The 10585-nt window shown below is 62.7% G+C and carries 7 protein-coding genes and 6 tRNA genes; 12 read left to right on the plus strand and 1 reads right to left on the minus strand.

Annotation, left to right across the window (positions count from 1 at the left end; genetic code table 11):
* Positions 1-404: 404 nt before the first annotated feature.
* The 5 genes from AWB65_RS33410 to AWB65_RS33430 all read left to right on the plus strand — a co-directional run bounded on the left by AWB65_RS33410 (position 405) and on the right by AWB65_RS33430 (position 6820).
* A complete protein-coding gene (locus tag AWB65_RS33410) occupies positions 405-2213 on the plus strand; it encodes an extracellular solute-binding protein (RefSeq protein WP_235008035.1) in 1809 nt (602 codons plus the stop codon).
* 47 nt (positions 2214-2260) lie between these two features.
* Positions 2261-3298: a microcin C ABC transporter permease YejB gene (locus AWB65_RS33415; protein ID WP_087671091.1), complete on the plus strand. Its 1038-nt coding sequence runs from the start codon at positions 2261-2263 to the stop codon at positions 3296-3298.
* Between the two features lies 1 nt (position 3299).
* Positions 3300-4412, plus strand: coding sequence for an ABC transporter permease (locus tag AWB65_RS33420; protein ID WP_087671092.1), 1113 nt, complete (start codon positions 3300-3302; stop codon positions 4410-4412).
* Positions 4409-6010: an ABC transporter ATP-binding protein gene (locus tag AWB65_RS33425; RefSeq protein WP_087671093.1), complete on the plus strand. Its 1602-nt coding sequence runs from the start codon at positions 4409-4411 to the stop codon at positions 6008-6010. Before AWB65_RS33420 ends, AWB65_RS33425 begins: the two co-directional genes overlap by 4 nt.
* Before the next feature lie 144 nt (positions 6011-6154).
* Positions 6155-6820: a C40 family peptidase gene (locus AWB65_RS33430; RefSeq protein ID WP_087671094.1), complete on the plus strand. Its 666-nt coding sequence runs from the start codon at positions 6155-6157 to the stop codon at positions 6818-6820.
* Positions 6821-6878: 58 nt separating this feature from the next.
* Here the strand turns inward: AWB65_RS33430 and AWB65_RS33435 are convergent, their stop codons facing one another.
* On the minus strand, positions 6879-7829 hold the full coding sequence (locus AWB65_RS33435) for a patatin-like phospholipase family protein (RefSeq protein WP_087671096.1): 951 nt from the start codon (positions 7827-7829) through the stop codon (positions 6879-6881).
* Between the two features lie 329 nt (positions 7830-8158).
* Between AWB65_RS33435 and gltX the strand changes: the two genes are divergently transcribed.
* The 7 genes from gltX (at position 8159) to AWB65_RS33470 (ending at position 10583) form a co-directional block, all read left to right on the plus strand.
* Positions 8159-9568 (plus strand): glutamate--tRNA ligase, encoded by a 1410-nt coding sequence (gltX, locus tag AWB65_RS33440; RefSeq protein ID WP_087671095.1) that lies wholly within the window; start codon positions 8159-8161, stop codon positions 9566-9568.
* Between the two features lie 115 nt (positions 9569-9683).
* Positions 9684-9759, plus strand: a tRNA-Ala gene (locus AWB65_RS33445).
* Between the two features lie 149 nt (positions 9760-9908).
* Positions 9909-9984 (plus strand) — tRNA-Glu (locus AWB65_RS33450).
* A gap of 73 nt (positions 9985-10057) precedes the next feature.
* Positions 10058-10134 (plus strand) — tRNA-Asp (locus tag AWB65_RS33455).
* Between the two features lie 89 nt (positions 10135-10223).
* Positions 10224-10299, plus strand: a tRNA-Glu gene (locus tag AWB65_RS33460).
* 45 nt (positions 10300-10344) lie between these two features.
* Positions 10345-10421: transfer RNA gene (locus tag AWB65_RS33465), tRNA-Asp, on the plus strand.
* Positions 10422-10510: 89 nt separating this feature from the next.
* A tRNA-Glu gene (locus AWB65_RS33470) sits at positions 10511-10583 on the plus strand.
* Positions 10584-10585 lie beyond the last annotated feature (2 nt).

Here is a 10585-nt window from a genome sequence, read left to right on the forward strand (position 1 = left end):
CCCCATGCAGCGAAGCTGCGGTCGGCTGGCGTTAGCGATTCAGCGCTTACTCCGGCCCCATGCAGCGAAGCTGCGGTCGGCTGGCGTTAGCGATTCAGCGCTTACTCCAGCCCCATGCAGCGAAGCTGCGGTCGGCTGGCGTTAGCGATTCAGCGCTTACTCCGGCCCCATGCAGCGAAGCTGCGGTTATCAATATCGCGCTTGCGCCCTGCCCGGCGGCGCCGCGCCGCCCAAGCCCGCGCGGGATTTTGGGTAGAATTCTCTCACATTGCAACCGTCGCCCTAAGCACCGCGCGGCTTTTGCGCCATCAGCCATCTCCTACTTATCGTCCAAAAAGGGGCTTATGACGACTCGCATCACGGCCGCGTCGCGACGGGTCGCCCGTCTTCTCTTCGCGAGCGCGATGATCGGGTCGATCGGTTTGGGGTTTCCGCACGCGGCGTTCGCCGTCTACGCGATCGCGCAATACGGCGAGCCCAAATACCCGCCGGACTTCAGGCATTTCGATTACGTCAACTCCGACGCCCCGCGCGGCGGCACGCTCGTCCTCGCGAACCCGAACCGCCTGACTAGCTTCGACAAGTTCAATCCGTTTACGATGCGCGGCAACCCCGCGCCCGGCTTGGGCTTCATGTTCGAGAGCCTGACGACGGGCAGCCTCGACGAAATCTCGACTGCCTACGGCCTGCTCGCCGACGACATTGCCGTCGCCGCCGACGGCCTCTCGACGACGTTCCATATCAATCCGAAGGCGCGCTTCTCAAACGGCGATCCGGTCACCGCGGACGACGTCAAATTCTCCTTCGAGACGCTGAAAAGCCCGAAGGCCGCGCCGCAGTATTCGGTGTACTTCGGCCAGATCGCGCGCGCCGTCGTGATCGATCCGCTCACTATCCGCTTCGATTTCAAGCAGCGCACGCGTGAGATGCCGCTGCTCGCGGGCGGCATTCCGGTGTTTTCGCGCAAGTGGGGCATGAAGCCCGACGGCACGCGCATCGACTTCGATCAGCTCGCGTTCCAGAAGCCGATCGGTAGCGGCCCATATCTGATCGAGCGCTACGACAACGGCCGCACGATCACCTACAAGCGCAATCCGGCGTACTGGGGCGCGCATTTGCCGGTGCGCGTCGGCACGTACAACTTCGAGCGGATCGACTACAAGCTGTACTCGGATGGCGTCGCCCGGCTCGAAGCCTTCAAGGCGGGCGAATACGACGTGCTCGTCGAGAACGTCGCGCGCAACTGGGTGCGGCGCGACATCGGCAAGCGCTTCGACAGCGGCGAGCTCATCAAGCGCGAATTCCCGCATCACAACGGCAGCGGCATGCAGGGCTTCTTCATGAATGTGCGCCGGCCGCTCTTTCAGGATGTGCGCGTGCGCCAGGCGCTCGATCTCGCGCTCGACTTCGAATGGCTCAACCGGCAACTGTTCTTCAGCCAGTACCGACGCACGGACAGCTTCTTCGTCAACGGCGAACTGCAGGCGAAGGGCCGTCCGTCCGCGGGCGAACTCGCGTTGCTCGACCCGCTGCGCGCCGAGCTCGATTCGTCGGTGTTTGGCGAGATGGTGCAGCAGCCGCGCACCGCGCCGCCTCCGGATTCGCTGCGCGCAAACCTGATCAAGGCGCGCCAGTTGCTCGCCGACGCGGGCTGGACCTATCGCGACGGCGCGCTGCGCAACGCGAAAGGCGAGCCATTTGTCTTCGAGATTCTCGACGACACCGGCGGCGGCGCGTCGATGGAGCCGGTCGCGGCGGCGTTCGCGCGCAACCTGCAGAAGCTCGGCATCGTGTGCAACTTCCGCACGGTCGATTACGCGCTGATCCAGAAGCGCCTCGACGCGTTCGATTTCGACATGACGAGCGTGCGCATGCCTGACGTGCAGGTGCCGGGCACGGAGCAAGTGTCGCGTTTCGGGAGCAAGTCGGCGGACGAGCAGGGTTCGGACAACCTGTCGGGCGTGAAATCGCCTGCCGTCGATAAAATCCTGCAGGCGGTCGTCTCCGCGCAGACGCGCGAGCAACTCGTCGACGCCACGCACGCGCTCGACCGTGTGCTGATGCACGGCTACTATGTGGTCCCGCACTGGTATTCGGCGACGCATCGGGTGGCTTACCGCAACACGCTCGCGTACCCGTCGACGCTGCCGCTTTACTACACCGCCGAGGACTGGATCACGTCGACGTGGTGGTTCAAGCCCGTACCGAAATAAGCTCGAAATAAACTCCACGAGCCACAGAAACGAACCGGACGCCGCCCATGTGGAGCTACATCCTCAAACGTATCCTGCTGATGATCCCGACGCTGCTCGGCGTGCTCACGCTGACCTTCGCCGTGATCCAGTTCGTGCCGGGCGGCCCGGTCGAACAGGCGGTGCACGACTTGCGGCGCGGCGGCGAGCAGGGCGGCGCGTTCGGCATGCGCACGCATACGGGCGTCGATGCGCAGCAGGTCGCGCAACTCAAGGCGCTCTACGGCTTCGACAAACCGCCGCTCGAACGCTACGTGTCGATGCTCGGCAAGTTCGCGCGCTTCGATCTCGGCGAGAGCTATTTCCGGCATCAGAGCGTGTGGTCGCTGATCGTGTCGAAACTGCCGGTGTCGATCAGCATCGGCTTGTGGACGTTCTTCATCACCTATCTGATATCGGTGCCGCTCGGGATTGCAAAAGCGGTGCGCAACGGCTCGAAATTCGACGTCGCGACGAGTCTCATCGTGCTGATCGGTTTCGCGATTCCGGGCTTCGTGCTCGGCGTGCTGCTGCTCGTGCTGTTCGGCGGCGGCACGTTCTGGCAACTGTTTCCGCTGCGCAACCTCACCTCCGACAACTGGGCGACGCTCTCGCTCGGCGGCAAAATTGTGGATTATTTGTGGCACATCACGTTGCCGGTGGTGGCGTCGGTGGTGGGCAGCTTCGCGGTCATCACGATGCTCACGAAAAACGCCTTCCTCGACGAAATCCGCAAGCAATATGTGCTGACCGCGCGCGCGAAGGGTTTGTCCGAGCGGCGCGTGCTGTGGAAGCACGTGTTTCGCAACGCGCTTTTGCCGCTGATCGTCGGCTTTCCGGGGGCGTTCATCGGCGCGTTCTTCACGGGCAGTCTGCTGATCGAGACGCTCTTTTCGCTCGATGGCCTCGGCCTCCTGTCCTACGAGTCCGTCGTGCGGCGCGACTATCCGGTCGTGCTCGGCACGCTCTATCTCTTCACGCTGATCGGGCTCGCGACCAAGCTGATCTCGGACCTGTGCTACGTCTGGGTCGATCCGCGGATTCAATTCGAACAACTGGAGCGCTGACTTGAACCGAGCCGCATCGTCGCGACGCAACGCGACCGCTACCGACGGCCAGCCGCTTCGCCCGCACGTTTCGATCACGCCGGGCCGGCGCGTGTGGCTGCGCTTCAGGCAGCATCGGCTGGGATACTGGAGTCTGATCGTGTTCGTCGTCGCGTTCGCGATCAGCCTGGCGGGGCCGCTGTGGTCGAACGACAAGCCGCTCGTCGTGCGCTATCAGGGCAAGCTCTATTTTCCGCTCGTGAAGACCTATGCGGAGACGGCGTTCGGCGGCGACTTCCCGACGCCCGCCGATTACCTCGATCCCTTCGTGCGCGATCGCTTCAGCGCACCGGGCAACTTCGCGGTGTACCCGCCGAATCACTATTACTACGACACGCTCAACTACTTCTCGAAAGGCTCGAACCCGGCGCCGCCGTCGCGCGAAAACTGGCTCGGCACCGACGATCGCGGGCGTGACGTCTTCGCGCGGCTCGTGTACGGCTTTCGCGTATCGGTGCTGTTCGCGCTCGTCCTGACGGCGATCGGCACCGTACTTGGCGTGCTGGCGGGCGCGGTACAAGGCTATTTCGGCGGCAGGACCGACATCACCGGCCAGCGGTTGATCGAAATCTGGAGTGCGCTGCCGGAGCTTTACCTGCTTATCATCTTCGCGTCGATTTTCGAACCGAGTTTGCTGCTGCTCGTGATCCTGCTGTCGCTCTTCGGCTGGATCGGGCTCTCTGATTACGTGCGCGCCGAGTTCCTGCGCAATCGCACGCAGGACTACGTGCGCGCCGCGCGGGCGATGGGTTTGTCGAACTGGCAGATCATCTGGCGTCACGTCCTGCCGAACAGCCTCACGCCTGTCATCACGTTCCTGCCGTTTCGCATGAGCGGCGCGATCCTGGCGCTCACGAGCCTCGATTTTCTCGGCCTCGGCGTGCCGTCGCCGACGCCGTCGCTCGGCGAACTGCTCGCGCAGGGCAAGGCGAATCTCGACGCGTGGTGGATCTCGCTCTCGACGTTCGGCGTGCTCGTTGCGACGCTGCTCTTGCTGACGTTCATGGGCGACGCGCTGCGCAACGCGCTCGACACGCGCATCGCGGACGCGGTCAAAGCCGGAGGCGGCCAATGAGCGCCGCGCCGCTGCTGCAAATCGACAAGCTGCGCGTGCGGTTCGGGCAAACCGTCGCGGTCGATGACGTGAGTCTCACGATCGAAGCCGGCGAGCGCGTGGCGCTGGTCGGCGAATCGGGATCGGGCAAGAGCGTCACGGCGCTTTCCATCCTGCGTCTGTTGCGCGAGGCGGAACTGTCCGGCTCGATCCGCTTCGCCGGCGAGGAACTGCTGACGAAGAGCGAGCACGCGATGCGCAACCTGCGTGGCTCCGACATTGCGATGATCTTCCAGGAACCGATGACCGCGCTGAACCCGCTCTACACGGTCGGCGACCAGATCATCGAGACGATCCAGCTGCACGATGGCATCAGTGCACGCGACGCCCGCAAGCGCGCGATCGAGTTGCTCGCGCGTACGGGCATCACGGAGCCGGAGCGGCGTATCGACAGCTATCCGCACCAGCTTTCCGGCGGCCAGCGCCAGCGCGTGATGATCGCGATGGCGCTGGCGTGCCGTCCGCGCCTGCTGCTCGCCGACGAGCCGACCACCGCGCTCGATGTAACGATCCGCGCGCAAATCGTCGATCTGCTGCTCGAATTGCAGCGCGACGAAGCCGAAAAGCGCGGCATGGCGGTGCTGTTGATCACGCACGACCTGAACCTCGTGCGCCGCTTCGCCGAGCGCATCGCGGTGATGGAGAACGGCCTGCTGGTGGAGCAGGGCACGGTCGAGTCGATTTTCACGTCGCCGCAGCATCCTTATACACAGCGCCTCTTGCAGAGCCGCCCGCAGCGCGCGGTGCTGCCGGTGCTGCCGCTCTCGCCCTTGCTGCTCGACGCGAAGGACGTCTCCGTCGACTATTCGATGAAGCTGCCGGGCGTCGCCGGCTGGTTCCGGCGCGGGGCGTTCAAGGCGGTGGATAGCGTGTCGGTGTCGGTGCGGCAGGGCGAGACGCTGGGAATCGTCGGCGAGTCGGGCTCCGGAAAATCGACGCTCGCGATGGCGCTCCTCGGCCTGCAGCGCATCTCGCACGGCGCGGTGGAATTTCAGGGCCGCGCGCTCGCCGACTATCGCGGACGCGAAAAGACGGTGTTGCGCTCCAACATGCAGGTGGTGTTTCAGGACCCGTACAGCTCGCTGTCGCCGCGCCAGACCATCGAGCGGATCGTGGGCGAAGGGCTCGCGCTGCATCGACCGGAAATGGATGCCGCCGCGCGTCATGCCAAAGTGGTGTCGGTGCTGCGTGAGGTCGGCATGGACCGGACGGCGCTGCAGCGCTACCCGCACGAATTCTCGGGCGGACAGCGCCAGCGGATTGCGATTGCGCGCGCGCTCGTGCTGGAACCGCGCATCCTGATCCTCGATGAGCCGACCAGCGCGCTCGATGTATCCATCCAGATGCAGGTGCTGAAACTCCTCGCCGACCTGCAGAAGAAGTACAACCTCGGTTACGTCTTTATCAGCCACGACCTGGAAGTGATCGGCGCGATGGCGCATCGCGTCGCGGTGATGCAGAACGGTTTTGTCGTCGAAACGGGTGAAGTGGAGAAAATCTTTTCGACGCCGTCGCACGCCTACACTCGGAAACTTCTCAAAGCGGCCTTGGCCGCTTAAATCTCACTCTTCTCACCAATTAGGTGCGGGGAGTGATTGATTTTCTCTATATCTTTTGACAGGCAAATAATATCTGTCTAGTATCATCCAAACTTTACGTATGCCCCTGATTTTTCAGCCTTTCTTAGCAAAAACTACCGACCGATGCAGCCAATCACCTTGACTCAGACATGCATGCGCGCCGCCGCTGGCATGTTGATCGGCCTACTGATGACAGCAGCTTCGACGGCGATGGCCGACGAAGTCACCAATTCTCAACAAAATGCCAGCAATGGCATTTTTTCGTCGTCTAAAGCAAACGATGTCTACCCGGTCGCTGAATCGGGAAATACTTCGTCCTCCGGCACCAAATCTTTCCTCTCCGGCATGGCCAGCAAGGCGGGCGACGTTGTCGTCGGCGCGCTGAACATGATCGGCGTGCGCTATCGCTGGGGCGGCGATACGCCGGACTCCGGCCTTGATTGCAGCGGCTTCGTGCGCTACGTCTTCCAGGACACGCTCGGCATGACCTTGCCGCGCCGTGCGGAGGAAATGAGCCGCGTCGGCGAGAAGGTCCGCGTGAGCGAACTCAAGCCAGGCGACCTTGTGTTCTTCAACACGATGCGTCGCTCGTTCTCGCACGTCGGCATCTACATCGGCGACAACAAGTTCGTGCATTCGCCTTCAACGGGCAGCACGATCCGCGTCGACGACATGGAGAACGCCTACTGGGAGAAGCGCTACACCGGTGCACGCCGCATCGACGCCGCTTTCCCGATGGACGGCAACGATCTTCGCCAGCGCGTGAGCGCGACGATCGGCAATCAGTAACTGATTCGCTCGGTTGTTCCAGAAGCCCGCTTCGTGAGACGCGGGCTTTTTGTGTTTCTCAGGCCGTAGCGCCTCGCGACGCCAGTTGACGCTGCAACTCCGGCCACGCCTTCGCCACTGCCTCCTCTCCGGCAAGAATCGCCGCGTTGCGCTGGCCGAAATCGCTGCCGCTCATCGCCGCCAGATTCGGACGGATCACGACATCGGCATATTTATCGAGTTCGTAGGCCTTGATCGTCTGGCCCATGATCGTGAACGTCTGCATCAGCACGTCGAACGAGCTTTGCGTGAGCGCCGATTCCGGCCGCGCCGAGATATCGACAGCGATCACGAAGTCCGCGCCCATCTTGCGCGCGAACGCTGCGGGCACGGGGCTCACGAGTCCGCCGTCGACGTATTCATGCGCGCCGATCTTCACCGGCTCGAAAATCGACGGCACGCTGCACGAAGCCCGCACTGCGACGCCGGTATTGCCGCGCTGAAAGAGAATCGGCTGGCCGCTGCGCAAATCCGTCGCGACGACGCCGAGCGGCTTCGCCATCTTTTCGATCGGCCGGTTATCGAGCGTCTTGTTGAGGTAGTTCTGCAGCGCGACGCCTTGCAGGATGCCACGCGTGCGAAACGGCATCGCCCAGTCGCTGATCGACGCTTCGTCCATCGTCAGCGCGAGCTTGTTGATCGCGATGCCGTTCATCCCCGACGCCGACAGCGCCGCGATCACCGAGCCCGCGCTCGTGCCGGCGAGCAGGTCGACGCGGACGTTGCGCGCCTCGAGCGCCTTGATCACGCCGATGTGCGCGAAGCCGCGCGCCGCGCCGCCGCCGAGCGCGAGCCCGACGCGCAACTGGCGCGGCGGCTCGGCCTTGGGCGGCGGCGCGTTCGTTGCAGCGCCCGAAGAACCGCTATTGCCGACGATGTTGCTGCCGGTCGTGGAACACGCGGCGAGCGCGGCCGATGCGGCCGCAACCGAAAACGCACGGCGCGAAAGGCGAGGGGACGATGATTTCAAGGGGTATCTCTCATATCGGGCGATCGATGCGACCGCCCACGACGTGCATGCATCCTGGAAAATAGCGCGCACATCATAAAGCAACTCGAAACGCTGGCGCCGGTAAAAAGCGGGCGGCGAGTATAATTCCGTCTCATTTTGTTCGGCGGCGCGGCGCGGGAATTGCGCGCATCCCGCACGCTGAAAACTGAACCGCCGACGCATCGTTCGCATGCTGCGCCCCGAGCTTCGCATTCTGAAGCGCCGCGCTTAAGGATGACTTAACGTGACTTTCTGTCGCGTTCTTCGCCCCGAAACGCGAGCGCATTCTGCCATCGAGTAAAACGCCAATGACCACGCAAGTCCGCACCCGCTTCGCTCCGAGCCCGACCGGCTTCATCCATCTCGGCAATATCCGCTCCGCGCTTTATCCGTGGGCGTTCGCGCGCAAGATGAAGGGCACTTTCGTGCTGCGCATTGAAGATACCGACGTCGAGCGCTCCACCGACGCCTCCGTCGACGCGATCCTCGAAGGCATGCAATGGCTCGCACTCGATTTCGACGAAGGCCCGTTCTACCAGATGCAGCGGATGGACCGTTACCGCGAGGTGATCGGCCAGATGCTCGAGCAAGGCCTCGCGTACCACTGCTACATGTCGACCGAAGAGCTCGACGCGCTGCGCGAGCGCCAGCGCGCCGCCGGCGAAAAGCCGCGCTACGACGGCACGTGGCGCCCCGAACCCGGCAAGACGCTACCGCCGGTGCCGGACGGCGTTCAGCCCGTCGTACGCTTTCGCAATCCGCTGAACGGCTTAGTGAGCTGGGACGACGCGGTGAAGGGCACAGTCGAAATCTCGAACGAAGAACTCGACGACCTCGTGATCGCCCGCCCGGACGGCACGCCTACGTATAACTTCTGCGTAGTCGTCGACGATCTCGACATGAACATCACGCATGTCATTCGCGGCGACGATCACGTAAACAACACGCCGCGCCAGATCAACATCCTGCGCGCGCTGGGCGGCGACGTGCCGGTGTACGCCCACCTGCCGACCGTGCTGAACGAGCAGGGCGAGAAGATGAGCAAGCGCCACGGCGCGATGAGCGTGACCGGTTATCGCGATGCCGGGTATCTGCCGGAAGCCGTGGTGAACTACCTCGCGCGTCTCGGCTGGTCGCACGGCGACGCGGAAATCTTCTCGCGCGAGCAGTTCGTCGAGTGGTTCGATCTCGATCACCTCGGCAAGTCGCCGGCGCAGTACGACCACGACAGGCTCAACTGGCTGAACGCACACTACATCAAGGAAGCCGACAACGCGCGCCTGGCGACGCTCGCCAAACCGTTCCTGGCCGAACTTGGCGTCGATGCCAGCGCGACCGAGCAGGGCGCGCCGCTCGAACTGGTGGTCGGGCTGCTGAAGGACCGCGCGTCGACGGTGAAGGAGATCGCCGAAAACGCTGCTATGTTCTACAAGGAGCCGGTTATCGACCCGGCGGCCTTCGCGCAGCACGTTACCGACGCGGTGCGCCCGGCGCTCGCCGATTTACGCACGGCGCTCGGCGAAGTCGAATGGACGAAGGAAGCGATCGCGGCCGCGATCAAGTCGACGCTCACCGCTCACAAGCTGAAGATGCCGCACCTCGCGATGCCGGTGCGTCTGCTGGTGGCAGGCACGACGCACACGCCATCCATCGATGCGGTGCTGATGCTGTTCGGCCGTGAGACGGTTCTCAAGCGGCTGGAGAAGACGTCGGCGTGATTTGAGAAGGATTGCGCAAGATTCGGGCGTGGAGCATAAAAAAATTTCAGACAGGGCGGGGAAAGGTATTTACAACTTCAAAAGTGCCCTTTAGAATCTCGTTTCTGTTCTGCAAGGGGGTATAGCTCAGCTGGGAGAGCGCTTGCATGGCATGCAAGAGGTCAGCGGTTCGATCCCGCTTACCTCCACCACAGAACGGTTTGAGGTCTTTTTGCTGAGTCAGGTTGTCGCAAAAAAGACTTCACAAGTAACAGAAAGCTGTATAGAATTTCGGTCTTCGCTGCAGTAGCAGAAGACTTAAGCGAAGAACGTAGCAAGACAGAGATTTACCCAAGTTTCTGTCCCCTTCGTCTAGAGGCCTAGGACATCACCCTTTCACGGTGAGTACAGGGGTTCGAATCCCCTAGGGGACGCCAAAACATCGGCGGCTGCTAGAAAGCGCTGCACATTGCGAAAGCGTCGAAGCTTTCGTCAAGCGATGGATGAGTTGGAGCGGTAGTTCAGTTGGTTAGAATACCGGCCTGTCACGCCGGGGGTCGCGGGTTCGAGTCCCGTCCGCTCCGCCAACAAGCCTCGTGTGGGTCACGTCGAGTGAGTCAAGGAATCCGGCTGATGAGCCGGTTTTTTTTCGCCACGGGCCATAAAAAGTTTTCCTGTCCCCTTCGTCTAGAGGCCTAGGACATCACCCTTTCACGGTGAGTACAGGGGTTCGAATCCCCTAGGGGACGCCAGAAACATCGGCGGTTGCCATCGGCGCCGCAATCGATGAAAGCGCTGGAGCGGTAGTTCAGTTGGTTAGAATACCGGCCTGTCACGCCGGGGGTCGCGGGTTCGAGTCCCGTCCGCTCCGCCAACAAGCCTCGTGTGGGTCACGTCGAGTGAGTCAAGGAATCCGGCTGATGAGCCGGTTTTTTTTCGCCACGGGCCATAAAAAGTTTTCCTGTCCCCTTCGTCTAGAGGCCTAGGACATCACCCTTTCACGGTGAGTAAAGGGGTTCGAATCCCCTAGGGGACGCC

This window comes from Caballeronia humi (genome assembly GCF_001544475.1).
In the GTDB taxonomy this organism is placed as follows: Bacteria; Pseudomonadota; Gammaproteobacteria; order Burkholderiales; family Burkholderiaceae; genus Caballeronia; species Caballeronia humi.